Below are 15,790 nucleotides of genomic sequence, written 5' to 3' on the forward strand. Positions count from 1 at the left end.
GCCGTGACGCCGATCGGCAGGGACGACGCCGCGCGCAGGGCCGCGGAGGAGCTGCTCAAGCCGGGCTACGAGAAGGAGTCGTGGCTCGACCGGCTCTACAGGTACGTCACCCAGTTCCTCGGCGACCTGCTCGACGGGGCGACGGGCGGCGGCACGGCCGGGGGCGTCATCGCCGCCGTCGTCATCACGCTGATCATCCTGGGAGTCCTGGTGCTGGTCGGCAGGCAGCTGCGCAAGGCGTCGCGCGCGGCCGCGCCGGCCGCGGGCGGCCTGTTCGGCGAGCGGGCACTGACCGCGGCCGAGCACCGCGCGGCGGCCGAGCGGCTGGCCGCCGAGGGCCGGTGGTCCGAGGCCGTCAGGGAACGCCTGCGGGCCATCGCCCGCGACCTGGAGGAACGCGCCCTCGTCGACGGCATGCCGGGCCGCACGGCCGACGAGCTGGCCGCGGAGGCGGGGGTGGCGCTGCCCGCGTTCGCCGCCGAGCTGGCCGCCGCCGCCCGCTCCTTCGACGACGTGACGTACGGCGGGGTGGAGGGCACGCAGGAGGCGTACCTGAGCATGAGCGACCTCGACGAGCGCCTGCGCCGGGCAAGGCCCGCGCCCCTCGCCCCCGCCCACGCGGGCGCCGAGGGCGGCTCCGGCGCGACGGGAGGGGACACGCGGTGAGCGCCGACCTGCGGCCCGTCGCGGCGCCGCCGGCGGGCGGCGCGTCCGCCTCCGTCTCCCCCACGCTCCGCTCGACCTGGCGCGCCGGCCGGGTGGCCGCGCTGCTCGGGCTCGTCATCGTGCTGGCCGCCGCGCTCGGCGTGCTGCTCGCCCCCGGCCAGCGCGAGTCGCGCTACCTCGACCCGGACGACACGTCGCTCGCCGGCTCGAAGGCGCTCGCCGAGCTGCTGCGCGCCCGCGGCGTCACCGTCGACAGGGTCGACTCCGCCGAGGCGGCGGCGGCCAGCGCAGGGGGCGGCGACCGGCTGCTGCTGATCACCGACACCGTGTACGTCAACGAGTTCCGCCTGGCGGCCGTCCCCGGCGACAAGCTCGTCGTGGGAGCCGTCCCCGGCCTGGAGGCGCTCGCCCCCGGCGTGCGGCCGCTCCCCGGCCAGCCGCGCGAGCGCTCCCGCGAGCCAAGGTGCGACCTGCCCGGCGTCGCCGCCGCGGGCAGCGCGTACGTCGGCGGCACCGCCTTCGCCGGCCCTTCCGGCTCCACCGGCTGCTACCCGGCGGGCGATGGCCACGCCCTGGTGACGTACGAGCACGACGGCGGCAGGGTCACCGTGGTCGGCAGCGGCTCGTTCATGACGAACCAGCGCCTGGCCGAGGACGGCAACGCGGCGCTCGCGCTGAACCTCATCGGCACCGGCAAGCCCGTGACCTGGCTGGTGCGCCCCCAGACGCCTCCCGTCGGCGAGCTGCCCGGCACGCGTGGCGAGTCGATGTACGACCTGATGCCGGCCGGGGTCGGGTGGGCCGTGCTCATGGGCTGCCTGTCGGTGGCGCTGGTGGCGTTCTGGCGGGGCAGGCGTCTCGGGCCGGTGGTCGCGGAACGGCTGCCCGTCGTCGTGCGCGCGGCCGAGACCGTCGAGGGCCGCGGGCGGCTCTACCGGGCCAGGCGGGCCAGGGAGCGGGCGGCGGGCGCGCTGCGGGCGGGCACGATCGACAGGCTCACGCCGAGGCTCGGCCTCGCCCCGGGCGCGGGCGGGCACGAGGTCGTCGCGGCGCTGGCGGCACGCACGGGGCAGGACCCGCACCAGGTCGGCTCCGCGCTGTACGGCCCGCCGCCCGGCGACGACGCCGGGCTCGTCGCCCTGGCCCGATACTTGGACTTCATCGAAAGGCAGGTCAGTGAACTCTGAGGAGACTTTCCGCGTCACCGGCTCGGCCGACGCCGCGAGAGAGGCGCTGGGCGCGCTGCGCGCCGAGGTGTCCAAGGCCGTGGTGGGCCAGGACGCGGTGGTGACGGGGCTGGTCATCGCGCTGCTGTGCAGGGGGCACGTGCTGCTCGAAGGCGTGCCGGGCGTGGCCAAGACGCTGATGGTGCGCACGCTGGCGGCGGCCCTGTCGCTCGACTTCAAGCGGGTGCAGTTCACGCCCGACCTCATGCCGGGCGACGTCACCGGCTCCCTGGTCTACGACACGAGGACCGCCGAGTTCGAGTTCCGCGAGGGGCCCGTCTTCACCAACCTGCTGCTCGCCGACGAGATCAACAGGACGCCGCCGAAGACGCAGGCGGCGCTGCTGGAGGCGATGGAGGAGCGGCAGGTCAGCGTCGAGGGCTCTGCCAGGGCGCTGCCCGACCCGTTCGTGGTGTGCGCGACGCAGAACCCCGTCGAGTACGAGGGCACGTACCAGCTGCCGGAGGCGCAGCTCGACCGGTTCCTGCTCAAGCTGACCGTGCCGCTGCCGCCGCGCGAGCACGAGATCGCGGTGCTGGAGCGGCACGCCAGGGGCTTCGACCCGCGCGACCTGTCGGAGGTCAAGGCCGTGGCCACGGCCGACGACCTGGCGGCCGGCCGTGAGGCGGTGTCGCGGGTGCACGTCGCGCCCGAGGTGCTCGGCTACATCGTGGACGTGGCCAGGGCCACCAGGATGTCGCCGTCGCTCCAGCTCGGCGTGTCACCGCGCGGCGCGACGGCCCTGCTGGCGGCCTCGCGGGCGTGGGCGTGGCTGTCGGGGCGGCCGTACGTGACGCCCGACGACGTGAAGGCGCTGGCCAGGCCGGCGCTGCGGCACCGGGTGCAGCTGCGCCCCGAGGCGGAGCTGGAGGGCGCGACCTCCGACGGCCTGCTCGACGGCATCCTGGCGTCGGTCCCGGTCCCGCGCTGATGGCTCTGACGGGACGCGCCGGGCTCGTCGCGGCGCTCGGGATCGTGGTCGTGCTGCTCGCGCCCGTGCCCGGCGCGGCGGTGGCCGGCGTGTGCCTGCTGCTGGCCGCCGCGATCGTCGTGGACCTGGTGTTCGCGGGGGCGGTGCGGCCGCTGCGCTTCCACCGGTCGGGCGACACGCTCGTCCGGCTGGGCGGGCGGGCCTCGGTCGAGCTGATCGTGGAGAATCCGGGCGGCCGGCGGGTGCGGGGCGTGCTCAGGGACGCCTGGCCGCCCTCCGCGGGGGCGGGCCCCCGCCTGATCCCGCTGGACGTGCCGGCCGGCGAGCGCCGCAAGGTGGTCGTGACGCTGGAGCCGACCCGGCGCGGCGACCGGTCGTCGGTGGCGGTGACGGTGCGTTCTGTCGGCCCGCTGGGCCTGGCCGCCCGCCAGGGCACGCACCGGGCGCCGTGGTCGGTGCGGGTGCTGCCGCCGTTCCTGTCGCGCAAGCACCTGCCGTCCAGGCTGACCAGGCTGCGCGAGCTGGAGGGCCAGCACCCGGCCCTGGTACGCGGCCAGGGCACCGAGTTCGACTCGCTGCGCGAGTACGTGGTGGGCGACGACGTGCGCTCCATCGACTGGCGGGCCACGGCGCGCCGGCATGACGTGGTGGTGCGCACCTGGCGTCCCGAGCGTGACCGCCGGGTGCTCATCGTGCTCGACACGGGACGCACGTCGGCGGGCCGCGTGGGCGACGCGCCGGTGCCGCTGGCCGGGGCGGTCGCGCAGGGCGGCGGGCTGCTGCCCAGCTCCGCCCCGCCTTCGGCGGCGCGCGCGGTGCCGGGCTGGCCGCGGCTCGACTGGTCGATGGACGCGGCGCTGCTGCTGGCCGCGCTCGCCGCCCGCGCCGGGGACCAGGTGGACTTCCTCGCCTACGACAGGTCGGTACGCGCCTGGGTGAGCGGCGCGTCGCGCACGGAGCTGCTGCCGTCGATGGTGAACGCCATGGCGCCGATCGAGGCGGAGCTCGTCGAGGCCGACGCGCAGGGCATGGTGGCGGCCGTCCTGTCGCGGGCCAGGCGGCGGTGCCTGGTGGTGCTGCTCACCGACCTGAACGGCGCGGCGCTGGACGAGGGGCTCATGCCGGTGCTCCCCCAGTTGTCCTCGCGGCACCTGGTGCTGGTGGCCGGCATCTCCGACCCTCGGCTGGCGGCCATGGCGGCGGCGCGCGGCTCCGCCGAGGAGGTGTACGACGCGGCGGCGGCCGAGCACGCGCGGCTGGAACGCCGGCGCATCACGGCCAGGCTGCGGCGGCACGGCGTCGAGGTCGTGGACGCGCCGCCCGACGACATAGCGCCGGCGCTGGCCGACGCCTACCTCGCGCTGAAGGCGGCGGGCCGCCTGTAAAGGGGCCGACTGTCAAAGGGACGGTGGCGGTCAGGCGGTGGGGGCGACGTCGGGTGCCCGTTCGACGTCGCCGGTCTCGTCCTGGCGCAGCGCGCGCCGCCCGAAGACGATCACGTACGCGAGGAAGGCGGCCTCGGCGAGCACGCCGATGCCGACCCGCACCGCCGTGGGCAGCCCGGACGGCGTCACGAACGCCTCCAGCAGGCCGGACACGAACAGCACGGCGACGAGCCCGAGCGCCACGGCGATGACGGCCCGCCCCTGCTCGGCGAGCGCGTCGAGGCGGCGGCGCGGCCCTGGGTCGATGACCGTCCAGCCGAGGCGCATGCCCACGGCGGCCGCCAGGAAGACGGCGGTCAGCTCCAGCAGGCCGTGCGGGGTGATGAGGCCGAAGAAGATGTCCAGCTTGCCCCTGGACGCCATGAGCCCGCCGGAGATGCCGACGTTGGCGGCGTTCGAGTAGAGCACGAGCGGGATCGGGATGCCGAGGAAGATGGCGTAGATGATGACCTGCGCCGACACCCAGGCGTTGTTGACCCACACCCGGCTGGCGAAGGACGCGGCCGGGTTCTCGGAGTAGTAGTCGGCGAAGTCGTGGTCGACGAGCTGGGCGATCTCGTCGGGCGACGCGATGGACGCCTGCACCCGTGGGTCGCCCGCGACCCACGCGCCGAGCGCCCAGGACACCGCCAGGAACGCCAGCGCGGTGGCCAGCCACCACCAGCGCGCCCGGTAGGCCACCACCGGGAACGACACGGTGAAGAACCGCGTGAACTCCCGCCAGGCGGGCGTGTGGGCCCCGGTGACGGCGGACCTGGCCCTGGCGACGAGCGCGGAGAGCCGGCCCGCCAGCATCGCGTCGGCCGACGACGACCGCACGATCGACAGATGCGTGGACACCCTCTGGTACAGCTCGACCAGTTCGTCCACCTCCGCGCCCGTGAGGGACGAGCGGTTCTTCACCAGGTGGTCGAGCCGGTCCCAGGCCGGGCGGTGCGCCGTGACGAACGCGTCGATGTCCACCCGACCATTGTGGCCGCTCGATCACCCGGGCATTGCCGTTAGGCTCCACATATGTCAGAGGTTGTGACGGGGGACGCGGTCGTCGTCGAGGTGCGCATCGCCCAGATGCCGTCCAGGGCCGTGGCCATCATCATCGACATGGTGGTGCAGTTCACCATCCTCATCGCGGCGTACATGCTGCTCGGGGCGTTCTCCGCGATCTCCGACACGGCGTTCTCCGGCGCGGTCATGATCGTGCTCGTGGTGCTGGTGCTCGTCGGCTACCCCGTGCTCTTCGAGACGCTGACGCGGGGCCGCAGCCTCGGCAAGCTGGCGATGGGCCTGCGGGTGGTCGGCGACGACGGCAGCCCCGAGCGCTTCCGGCAGGCGCTGTTCCGCGGGCTGGCCGGGGTGATGGAGTTCTGGATGTTCTCCGGCGCGCCCGCGCTGATCTCGTCGCTGGTGTCGCAGCGGGGCAAGCGGCTCGGCGACATCTTCTCCGGGACGATCGTGATCTCCGAGCGGCTGCCGAGCGACGGCGGGCAGGTCGTCCTCATGCCGCCGCCGCTCGCCGGGTGGGCGGCCACGCTGGAGCTGTCCCAGTTGCCCGAGGAGGTCGTGGCCGCGGCCAGGCAGTACCTGACGCGCTGGCACGACCTGTCGCCGCGGGTCCAGCACGAGATGGGGGTGCGCATCGCGACGCAGGTGGCGGCGTACGTCTCGCCGGCGCCGCCGGCCGGGGTGCCGCCGCACGCGTACCTGAGCGCCGTCCTGGCGGAGCGGCGCAGGCGCGAGGAGGCCCGCCTGGCCCGGGGCTCGGCCCGGGCCCCCTACGCGGGCTCCGCACCGGCGCCCGCCTACCCGCCGCACTCCGTGCAGTCCACGCGGGCGCCGTACGGTCCGTCTGGCCCGTACGCCGAGCCGGGCCCGCCGCCGCAGGCGTGGCCCACGCAGCCGCAGGCGGGGCCCACGCAGCCGCAGGCGGGGCCCACGCAGCCGCAGGCGGGGCCCACGCAGCCGCAGCCTTATCACGGCCAGGGGCGGCCGGCGGGCGGCCGGTTGCCTGAGCCGCCGGCGGCCACCCCTGGCGGGTTCGTCCCGCCGCAGTGAGCGGGTCACCGCGGCGGGCGCTCGTGGCTTCCGCCGCCCCCGGCGGAGCGGCGGCCGCCGGGCTCCCGGTGGAAGGAACCCGGCGGCACGGGGTCACTGCCCGCCGGGCACGCCCCTGCCGTGCTCCGGGTACGAGCCCTGGGTCTGCGCGTTGAGCAGGTCCATCTTCACGCTGTTGGCCTGGTTCGTCCGGGGGTCGTTGAGCTTGAGGACGTCCAGCCCGAGGTTGAAGTCGGAGCCGTAGATGTAGCCGTTGTAGTAGTACGCCGACCAGAAGCCGCCGTCGAGGGGCGGGGCGGTGTTGTCGGGGCCGCGCTCGAAGAACGCGATCTCCTGCGGGTGGGCCGAGTCGGTGAAGTCCACGACCGAGATGCCGCCCTGGTACCACGCCTGGACCATGATGTCGCGGCCCTTGACCGGGATCAGCGAGCCGTTGTGGGCGACGCAGTTCTCGCTGTCGGCCTGGTGCCGCCCGATCTTGAAGTAGCCCTTGCGCACCAGCTGGCCGCCGGCGATGTCGTAGTAGGCGTTGGCGCCCTTGTTCGCGCCGATGGCCTCGTTGCAGGTGGCGCGGGTGCCGCCGCCCAGCTCGTCGGTGAAGACGACCTTCGTGCCGTCGTTGTTGAACGTGGCCGAGTGCCAGAAGGCGAAGTTCTCCAGGTCGCGGACGGTCGCCGTCACCTTCGGGTGCTCGCGGTCGGAGATGTCCAGGAGGATGCCGTCACCCATGCAGGCGCCGGCGGCGATGTCCTTCTCCGGGTACGCGGTGATGTCGTGGCAGCCGGTCGTCTCCGACTTGCCGTACGGGTACGGCAGCTTCACACCGCCGTAGCCGCCGCCGTCTTCCGCGGGGAACAGGACGGGCGTCGCGATGACGCTGGCCGCCGTCGGGTTGTTCAGCGGCACCTTGACGATCGAGATCAGGTCGTGGGGCTTCTGGCAGTCCGGGTAGTTGTCGCTCGGCCCGTACGACGAGATGTACAGGTAGACGTTCTCGCCGGTCTTGTCGGGGATGAGGGTGTTGGTGTGGGAGCCGCAGTTCGTCTCGACCGACTTGATGTACTTCGGCGCGGACTTGTCGGAGACGTCGAAGATGCGGATGCCCTCCCACGAGGACTTCTCGGCCGCCGTCTGGGAGTGGCTGTTGCACGAGTCGTCGTTGCGCGAGGAGTCGACCGACCCGAACAGCAGGTTCCCGTACACCGACATGTCCATCTGGCCGCCGGGGCAGACGACGGAGCTGACCAGGGAGGTCTTGCGCGGGTTCTTGATGTCGTAGATGGAGAAGCCGTAGTAGTTGCCGACGTAGGCGTAGTCGCCCTGGAAGGCCATGTCGGTGTGGATGTCGGCGAGCGCCTCGGGCTTGGGGACGTTCGCGACGTGGCTGATGTTGGGGCTCATGACGATCTCGCCGGGGGCCGGGATGTCGGCGGCCTGGGCGGGGAGCGTCACTCCGGCGGCGGCCACGAAGGCCGCGAGGAGCGTGAGGACCCTGCGGGGGGTTAACACCGGGTGAAACCTCCTATAAAGGGGGCATAAATTGACCACATCGTGCTTCATCCCGACGTGTCCCGCCAGCGTGCAACATGTCAAATTTTATTTCGATTCATCCTCTTTTAATGATCAACCTTCTGTCCTAGAGTGCGCATTCTCCACCGCGACAGTCAGGGAGGCCGGGTGCGAGCCGCGCTCATCGCCGTCACGGGCACGGTGTTAGCCCTCGCGGGCTGCAGTTCGGGGGCGGCGCAGCCGCCCCGGGCCGACTCGACGGCCCCGGTCCTCGCGCCGGGCCGGCCCGGCGAGCAGGCGCGGACGCTGTCACCGGGCGAGGCCGCCACCGCCGTGCCGGGGCCCACGGCGAACGCCGCCGACATCACCTACGTCCAGGACATGATCGTCCATCACCGTCAGGCGCTCGACATGGCCGTCCTCGCCCCGAGCCGGGCGGCGTCCGCGCAGCTCAAGACCCTGGCCGACCGGATCAAGGCGGCCCAGGGGCCCGAGATCCAGTACATGACGACCTGGCTGCGTGGGCAGGACCAGGCGGTGCCCGACCACCACGCCGGGCACGAGGGCATGCCCGGCATGGCGACGCCCGAGCAGATGGAGGCGCTGAAGGCGGCCCAGGGCGAGGAGTTCGACAGGCTGTTCCTGCAGCTCATGATCAGACATCACGAGGGCGCGATCACGATGTCGGAGCAGGTGCTGCTCAAGGGCTCGCACGTCAAGATCGAGGAACTGGCGACCGACGTCAGCGTGACCCAGGCGGCCGAGATCCGCCGCATGCAGGAGATGCAGGCGAAGAGCTGACCACCCCGCGCAGGGGCCGCCCTGCGGCAGGAGCCCCCTTCCGCCCGGCCCTTCCGGCGGGCCTTCCGTGAGGCCGCCTGTTCTACGAGCCGACCCGCCAGGAGTGCAGGTAGTCCTCCTGCTCCTCCGTCAGCACGTCGATGGAGATGCCCGTGGCGGCCAGCTTCAGCCCGGCCACCTCGTGGTCGATGTGCTCGGGCACGTCGTACACGCCGGGCTCCAGACCGGACCGCTCCCGCGCCAGCCAGGCCACGGCCAGCGCCTGCGCGGAGAACGACATGTCCATGACCGCCGCCGGATGCCCCTCGGCCGCCGTCAGGTTGACCAGCCGCCCCTCCGCCAGGAGCAGCAGCCTGCGGCCGTCGGGCATGACGTACTCGTCGGTGTTGGGCCGCACGCCCCTGTGCACCTCCGAGGCCAGCTCGTCCAGCGCCCGCACGTCGATCTCGACGTCGAAGTGCCCGGCGTTGGCCAGGATCGCGCCGTCCTTCATGACCGCGAGGTGCTCGGCGGTGATGACGTCGCGGTTGCCCGTCACGGTGACGAACAGGTCGCCCGACGGAGCCGCCTGCGCCATCGGCCGCACCTCGTAACCCTGCAGGGTCGCGTCGAGCGCCTTCACGGCGTCGATCTCCGTCACGATGACCCGCGCGCCGAGCCCCTTGGCCCGCTCGGCCACGCCGCGCCCGCAGTAGCCGAACCCGGCCACCACCACCGTACGGCCCGCCAGCATCGTGTTGGTGGCCCGCATGATGCCGTCGAGCGTGGACTGCCCGGTGCCGTACCTGTTGTCGAACATCCGCTTCGTACGGGTGTCGTTCACCGCCACCACCGGGAACCTGAGCGCGCCCTCGGCCGCCATCTGCCGCAGCCTGATGATCCCGGTGGTGGTCTCCTCACAGCCGCCGCCGACCCGGCCGAGCAGGTCGGTGCGCTCGGTGTGCAGGATGTTGACCAGGTCGCAGCCGTCGTCGAGCACGAGGTCGGGCTCGACGTCGAGCGCCTGGTGGATGTGCCGGTAGTAGGTGGCGCGGTCGACCCCGGCGCGGGCGTGCACGGCCACGCCGTACTCGCGCAGCGCCGCCGCCACGTCGTCCTGGGTGGACAGCGGGTTGGACGCGGCCAGCGCGATCGTGGCGCCTCCGGCCTTGAGCGCGCCCATGAGTACGGCCGTCTCGGCGGTGACGTGCAGGCAGGCCGCGATGGTGAGCCCGTCGAACGGGCGCTCCAGGGCGAACCGTTCGCCGATGGCCGTCAGCACCGGCATCGACCTGGCGGCCCAGGAGACGTGCCGCTCGCCGCTCTCCCAAAGTTCCATGCGAGCCCCAACCGGAGGGATGGCTGCGCCCGGGCCGCCGAGGTGGCGGCCCGGGCGCAGCGTGGTTCAGTGGCGGACGGGTGCCGCGATCAGTAGCGGTAGTGGTCGGACTTGTACGGCCCCTCGACGTGGACGCCGATGTAGGCGGCCTGCTCCTTGGTCAGCTCGGTGAGCTTGACGCCCAGGGCGTCGAGGTGCAGGCGGGCCACCTTCTCGTCGAGGTGCTTGGGCAGCGTGTAGACGCCGATCGGGTACTCGGAGGTCTTGGTGAACAGCTCGATCTGCGCGATGACCTGGTTGGTGAACGAGTTGGACATCACGAAGCTCGGGTGGCCGGTGGCGCAGCCGAGGTTCATCAGGCGGCCCTCGGCCAGCACGATGATGGAGTGGCCGTCGGCGAAGACCCACTCGTCGACCTGCGGCTTGATGTTGCGCTTCTCGATGCCGGGCAGCTTGGCCAGGCCCGCCATGTCGATCTCGTTGTCGAAGTGGCCGATGTTCGACACGATCGCCTGGTGCTTCATCCTCGCCATGTGCTCAGCGGTGATGATGTTGAAGTTGCCCGTGGCGGTGACGAAGATGTCGGCGATGCCGACGACCTCGTCGAGCGTGGTGACCTGGAAGCCGTCCATCGCGGCCTGAAGGGCGCAGATCGGGTCGATCTCGGTGACGATGACGCGGGCGCCCTGGCCGCGCAGCGCGTCGGCGCAGCCCTTGCCGACGTCGCCGTAGCCGCAGACCACGGCGACCTTGCCGCCGATGAGCACGTCGGTGGCGCGGTTGAGGCCGTCGATCACGGAGTGGCGGCAGCCGTACTTGTTGTCGAACTTCGACTTGGTGACCGAGTCGTTGACGTTGATCGCCGGGAAGAGGAGCTGGCCGTTCTTGTGCATCTCGTACAGGCGGTGCACGCCGGTGGTCGTCTCCTCGGTGACGCCCTTGATCTGCTCGGCGATCTTCGTCCACTTCTTGTCGGCGCCGACCGTGCGGGTGAGCAGGTCGATGATGACGTGCCACTCCTCCGGGTCGTCCTCGCCGGCCGCGGGGACCGCGCCGGCGCGCTCGTACTCGGCGCCCTTGTGGACGAGGAGCGTGGCGTCGCCGCCGTCGTCGAGGATCATGTTCGGGCCGTCACCGCCGGGCCAGGTGAGCGCCTGCTCGGTGCACCACCAGTACTCCTCCAGCGTCTCGCCCTTCCAGGCGAACACCGGGACGCCCCTGGGGGCGTCGGTCGTGCCGTCGGGGCCGACGACGACCGCGGCGGCGGCGTGGTCCTGGGTGGAGAAGATGTTGCAGCTGACCCAGCGGACCTCGGCGCCGAGCGCGACGAGCGTCTCGATGAGGACGGCCGTCTGGATCGTCATGTGCAGCGAGCCCATGATCTTCGCGCCGCGGAGGGGCTGGGAGGCCGCGTACTCCTTGCGAATGGCCATCAGGCCGGGCATCTCGTGCTCGGCGAGCCGGATCTCCTTGCGGCCGAACTCGGCAAGTGAAAGGTCGGCGACCTTGAAGTCCATCTGGGTTCCCCTCGCGTCACGATGGTTGTCCCGACGAGTTTAGGCGGCGCGGTCGAGCGGACGCATCCTGAGGCGCGCCAAACTGACGTAAGAATGTAAGAATGCGTATCACGGAAGCGGCCAAGCGGCTCGGCATGTCCCCGCGCATGCTCCGGTACCGGGAGGCCCTGGGGCTGCTGCCGCCCGTCAGGGAGCAGGGGGCGCACCGCAGGTTCGGCCAGGAGGAGCTGGCGGCCGTGGCGCAGGCGGTGGAGCTGGAGAAGCGGTTCGACGTCTCCCCCGCCGAGCTGGCGTTCGCGCTGCGCGTGCTGAGCGAGCCCGCCGTCGCGGCGGCCGTCCGCGACCTGGGGGTGCGCATCGGCCGCATCCAGGCGCCCCGCAGGGCGCTCGACTTCGAGAAGGAGAAGGCCCTGCGGCTGCTCCGCCACACCCCAGAACCCCCCAGGCGGGCGCGGTGACGGCCGCACGGCGCGGTGCGGTGACGCTCCAGGCGGGCGCGGCGACGGCTACGCGGGCACGGTGAGCTGCTGCGCCAGCCACGGCAGCGCCTGCGGCAGCTCCCTGTTCCAGGTGTTGAAGTTGTGGCCCCCGCTCGGCAGGATCAGCGACGACGCCTGCATCGGCGGCCTGACCGCCGCCAGGAACCTCTCCGTCGCCGCGTAGTCGCTCTCCCCCTTCCTGCTGCTGGTCACCAGCACCTTCACCGGGGGCGCGGGCAGGTTCGCCAGCCGCCACATCAGGTCGTTGCGCTGCTCCAGCGCCTTGTCGCCGCGGAACAGGTCGCCGGTCGTGCCGTCGATGATCGTCTTGAAGTACCCGGAGAGCGAGACGGCCACGGAGAACGCGTCCGAGTGGCTCATGGCCAGCTTGAGCGCGCAGTAGCCGCCCGTGGAGCCGCCCAGGATGCCCCACGACTCCCTGCCCGGGGCCACCCGGTAGTGCGCGGTCACGTCCCGCTTGACGTCCTGCGCGAAGTACGTCTGCACCTGCGGCCCGCCCGGCACGTCCACGCACTCGGTGTCGCGCGGCAGCACCACGCTCGGCCGCATCATGACGAGGATCGCCGGCTTCACCTGCCGCTGCGCCACGGCCTTGGCCAGGCGCCCGGGAAGGTCCATGCGGGTCATCAGGTTGCGCGGGTCGCCGGGGTAGCCGGTGAGCGCGAGGATCGCGGGGAAACGCGCCTGCCTGTCCTTGAAGTAGGCCGACGGCAGGAAGACGTACGCCTCCTCGCTCAGCCCCGTGGACGGCCCCGGCATCACCACCTGCTCGACGCGCCCGCCCGCCACGGGCCGGCTGTCCAGCACCCGCAGCCCCGCCCCCGCCCCGGCCATGACGATCTGCGCCGTGCCCGTGTCGGTGCCCAGGAGGTCGGCCCAGGATCCGTAGAAGCCGTAGTACGTGTTGACCGCGAGCCCCAGCGCCACCAGCGTGAGCACCTGGCAGGCGGCGAGCACGCCCACCCTGCCCAGCACCGGCGGCACGCCCCGCCCGGCCAGTCGCGGCCAGGCCCAGACGGCCCCGGCGAACGCCGCGAGCGCCAGCACGGCCGCGGCGAGTTGCAGCCCCATCGAGGTGAGTCCCATCCAGCAGGGATACCGCGCAGGTCATAAGCCAGGAGTTAACAACGAGATTAACCCGGTGCGCCTTCAATGGAGTCGTGAAACTGTCACGCCCCTGGGTGCCCGCCGTCGCCGGACACGCCTCCCTGGCGGTCGGGCTGCTCGACATCGTCAAGGCCGTCGTGCCCGGCGTCGGCCACACGCGCATGGCCGAGTGGTACGGCCTGCTGCCGGGCATCGTCACCACGGTGGCCAGGGCCACGTCCCTCGTGGTCGGCATCGCGCTGGTGATGATCGCGCACGGGCTGCGCCGCAGGAAGGTGCGCGCCTGGCGGGCCGTCGTCGTGCTGCTGCCGGTCAACGCCGTCATGGGCGCCCTCCACCTGCACGTGGTGACCGTCGTGATCTGTCTCGTCGTCCTCGCCGCGCTCGTGGTCGCGAGGGGCGAGTTCTACGCGCTGTCCGACCCGCGCACCCGCTGGCGGGCGCTGGGCAACCTGCTCGTCCTCGGCGCGCTCGACCTCGGGCTCGGCTACCTCATCGTCAGCGGGCGGCCCGCCGCCGTCGCCGGGCACCCCGGCGTGCAGGCCCGGCTGGAACACGTCGTGCTCGGCCTGGCCGGCATCGAGGGGCCCGTGACCTTCACGTCGGAGCACGTCTCCGACCTGGTCTACTTCTCCCTGGTCGCGCTCGGCACGCTCACCGCCGTCACCACGCTCTACCTGCTGCTGCGTCCCGAGCGCCCGGCCGCGGTGCTCACCGAGGACGACGAGCGCCGCCTGCGCGACCTGCTCGGCAGGCACGGCTCCCGCGACTCGCTCGGCTACTTCGCGCTGCGCCGCGACAAGAGCGTCGTCTTCTCGCCGTCCGGCAAGGCGGCCGTCGCCTACCGCGTCGTCTCCGGCGTCATGCTGGCGAGCGGCGACCCCATCGGCGACAGGGAGGCCTGGCCCGCCGCGATCAGGACGTTCATGGCGGAGGCCAGGCGCCACGCCTGGGTGCCCGCCGTCATCGGCTGCGGCGAGACGGCAGGCGAGGTCTGGACGCGCGAGGCCGGCATGTCCGCCTTGGAGATCGGCGACGAGGCCGTCGTCGAGGTGTCCGGGTTCACACTGGAGGGCCGCGCCATGCGCAACGTGCGGCAGATGGTCAACAGGACCGAGCGGGCCGGCTACACCTGCCGGGTGCGGCGCGCCGCCGACCTGTCCGACGACGAGCGCGAGCGGGTCAGGAAGGCCGCCGACGCCTGGCGCGGCAGCCAGACGGAGCGCGGCTACTCGATGGCGCTCGGCCGTTTCGGCGACCCGTCCGACCCCGACTGCCTGGTGGCGACCGCGCACAAGGACGGCGAGCTCAAGGCGGTGCTGCACTTCGTGCCGTGGGGGCCGCGCGGCATCTCGCTCGACCTCATGCGCAGGGACCGCGCCGCCGACCCCGGGCTCAACGAGTTCCTGATCGTCAAGACGCTGCTGGCCGCGCCCGCGCTCGGCGTCACCCAGGTGTCGCTGAACTTCGCCATGTTCAGGTCGGCGCTGGCCCGCGGCGAACGGCTCGGCGCGGGCCCGGTGCTGCGTGCCTGGCGCGCGGTGCTGCTCTTCCTGTCGCACTGGTTCCAGATCGAGTCGCTCTACCGGTTCAACGCCAAGTTCCGGCCCATCTGGGAGCCGCGCTTCGTCGTCTACCCGAACGCCCGCGACCTGCCCCGCATCGGCGTGTCGGCCCTGCAGGCGGAGGCGTTCCTCACCTTCCGCCTCTCCGTGCCGCGGGCGCTGCGGCTGCCCCGCCCGCTGCGGCGCGGCGGCGCCGCGCCGCTCCCGTCGTGAAGCTGGGTCAGCCCGACGCGCCCGTACGCATCCGGTCGAGGTCGGGCTCCAGGTAGATGACCCGGGCGATCGGCACGGCCTCCCTGATGCGCCGCTCGGCCTCGTCGATGCCGCGGGCCACCTCGCCGGCGGTGTCGTCGTGCTCCACCGCGATCTTGGCGGCCACCAGCAGCTCCTCGGGGCCGAGGTGCATCGTGCGCATGTGGATGACCCTGGCCACCTCGGGCGAGCCCTCCAGCGCCACGCGGATCTGCTCCTCGACCTCGGGCGTGGCGCCCTCGCCCACGAGCAGCGACTTGGTCTCGATGGCCAGCACGACCGCGATCACGGCGAGCAGCACGCCGATCATCAGCGTGCCGATGCCGTCCCAGACGCCGTCGCCGGTGACGACCGCCATGGCGACGCCGAACAGCGCGAAGATCAGGCCGAGCAGCGCTCCGAGGTCCTCCAGCAGGATGACCGGCAGCTCCGGCGACTTCGACCTGCGAATGAACGCGAACCACGACTGATCGCCGCGGAGCGGGTTCGACTCCTTGATCGCGGTACGGAAGGAGAACGACTCGGCGACGATCGCGAAGATCAGCACCGCGAACGCCCAGATCGGCGACTCCACCTGGTGCGGATCGGCGATCTTGTGGACGCCCTCGTAAATCGAGAACAGCGCGCCGATCGTGAACAGCACCACCGCCACCACGAACGCGTAGAAGTAACGCTCGCGCCCGTAACCGAAGGGGTGTTTCTTGTCACCGGCCCGCTGCGCCCGCTTGCCTCCGAGCAGCAGGAGCAGCTGGTTGCCCGAGTCGGCGACCGAGTGGATGCCCTCGGCCAGCATCGACGACGACCCGGTGAAGACCGCGGCGACGAACTTCGACACGGCGATGGCCAGATTCGCGGACAGAGCCGCAATGATTGCTTTCGTACCGCCGCTCGCGCTCACCGG

At 72.4% G+C, this 15,790-nt stretch carries 14 protein-coding genes; 8 read left to right on the top strand and 6 right to left on the bottom strand.

What is annotated here, in order from left to right:
* The first annotated feature begins 3 nt into the window (after positions 1–3).
* From BMX74_RS30220 to BMX74_RS30235, 4 genes are read left to right on the top strand one after another with little or no spacing between them, the layout of a single operon-like run.
* Positions 4–666, top strand: coding sequence for a DUF4129 domain-containing protein (locus BMX74_RS30220; RefSeq protein WP_055506666.1), 663 nt, complete (start codon positions 4–6; stop codon positions 664–666).
* Positions 663–1,853, top strand: coding sequence for a DUF4350 domain-containing protein (locus BMX74_RS30225; protein WP_256257344.1), 1,191 nt, complete (start codon positions 663–665; stop codon positions 1,851–1,853). Before BMX74_RS30220 ends, BMX74_RS30225 begins: the two co-directional genes overlap by 4 nt.
* Complete coding sequence (locus BMX74_RS30230) at positions 1,843–2,823, top strand: AAA family ATPase (protein ID WP_055506664.1); 981 nt, start codon at positions 1,843–1,845, stop codon at positions 2,821–2,823. The genes BMX74_RS30225 and BMX74_RS30230 overlap by 11 nt, the downstream gene beginning before the upstream one ends.
* A complete protein-coding gene (locus BMX74_RS30235; protein ID WP_055506663.1) occupies positions 2,823–4,208 on the top strand; it encodes a DUF58 domain-containing protein in 1,386 nt (461 codons plus the stop codon). The genes BMX74_RS30230 and BMX74_RS30235 overlap by 1 nt, the downstream gene beginning before the upstream one ends.
* 30 nt (positions 4,209–4,238) lie before the next feature.
* Here the strand turns inward: BMX74_RS30235 and BMX74_RS30240 are convergent, their stop codons facing one another.
* Positions 4,239–5,231: a stage II sporulation protein M gene (locus tag BMX74_RS30240; protein WP_055506662.1), complete on the bottom strand. Its 993-nt coding sequence runs from the start codon at positions 5,229–5,231 to the stop codon at positions 4,239–4,241.
* Positions 5,232–5,282: 51 nt separating this feature from the next.
* Here BMX74_RS30240 and BMX74_RS30245 point away from each other — a divergent pair, with 51 nt between their 5' ends.
* Complete coding sequence (locus BMX74_RS30245; RefSeq protein ID WP_091104051.1) at positions 5,283–6,320, top strand: RDD family protein; 1,038 nt, start codon at positions 5,283–5,285, stop codon at positions 6,318–6,320.
* Positions 6,321–6,413: 93 nt separating this feature from the next.
* Here BMX74_RS30245 and BMX74_RS30250 read toward each other — a convergent pair whose 3' ends face one another.
* Positions 6,414–7,829, bottom strand: coding sequence for an LVIVD repeat-containing protein (locus BMX74_RS30250; RefSeq protein WP_256257345.1), 1,416 nt, complete (start codon positions 7,827–7,829; stop codon positions 6,414–6,416).
* Positions 7,830–7,997: 168 nt separating this feature from the next.
* On the opposite strand from BMX74_RS30250, the gene BMX74_RS30255 reads away from it, so the two are divergent.
* The gene (locus BMX74_RS30255) at positions 7,998–8,630 is read left to right on the top strand and encodes a DUF305 domain-containing protein (RefSeq protein WP_055506659.1); all 633 of its coding nucleotides are present in this window, start codon (positions 7,998–8,000) and stop codon (positions 8,628–8,630) included.
* A gap of 82 nt (positions 8,631–8,712) precedes the next feature.
* On the opposite strand, the gene BMX74_RS30260 is transcribed toward BMX74_RS30255, so the two are convergent.
* Together BMX74_RS30260 and ahcY are read right to left on the bottom strand one after the other, a co-directional pair.
* On the bottom strand, positions 8,713–9,948 hold the full coding sequence (locus BMX74_RS30260; protein WP_055506658.1) for an adenosylhomocysteinase: 1,236 nt from the start codon (positions 9,946–9,948) through the stop codon (positions 8,713–8,715).
* 89 nt (positions 9,949–10,037) lie between these two features.
* Positions 10,038–11,465 carry an adenosylhomocysteinase gene (ahcY, locus tag BMX74_RS30265; protein WP_091104055.1) on the bottom strand — a complete coding sequence of 476 codons (1,428 nt, stop codon included), beginning with the start codon at positions 11,463–11,465 and terminating at the stop codon, positions 10,038–10,040.
* Between the two features lie 101 nt (positions 11,466–11,566).
* On the opposite strand from ahcY, the gene BMX74_RS30270 reads away from it, so the two are divergent.
* Positions 11,567–11,923 (top strand): MerR family transcriptional regulator, encoded by a 357-nt coding sequence (locus tag BMX74_RS30270; protein WP_091104057.1) that lies wholly within the window; start codon positions 11,567–11,569, stop codon positions 11,921–11,923.
* A 48-nt stretch (positions 11,924–11,971) separates the two neighbouring features.
* On the opposite strand, the gene BMX74_RS30275 is transcribed toward BMX74_RS30270, so the two are convergent.
* Entirely contained in the window at positions 11,972–13,051 is a 1,080-nt protein-coding gene (locus tag BMX74_RS30275) for an alpha/beta hydrolase (protein WP_055506655.1), read from the bottom strand.
* Between the two features lie 74 nt (positions 13,052–13,125).
* Here BMX74_RS30275 and BMX74_RS30280 point away from each other — a divergent pair, with 74 nt between their 5' ends.
* Entirely contained in the window at positions 13,126–14,850 is a 1,725-nt protein-coding gene (locus BMX74_RS30280; RefSeq protein WP_055506654.1) for a phosphatidylglycerol lysyltransferase domain-containing protein, read from the top strand.
* A gap of 7 nt (positions 14,851–14,857) precedes the next feature.
* Here BMX74_RS30280 and BMX74_RS30285 read toward each other — a convergent pair whose 3' ends face one another.
* Positions 14,858–15,787: a cation diffusion facilitator family transporter gene (locus BMX74_RS30285; RefSeq protein WP_055506653.1), complete on the bottom strand. Its 930-nt coding sequence runs from the start codon at positions 15,785–15,787 to the stop codon at positions 14,858–14,860.
* Positions 15,788–15,790 lie beyond the last annotated feature (3 nt).

This window comes from Nonomuraea pusilla, assembly GCF_900109355.1.
Lineage (GTDB): Bacteria > Actinomycetota > Actinomycetes > Streptosporangiales > Streptosporangiaceae > Nonomuraea > Nonomuraea pusilla.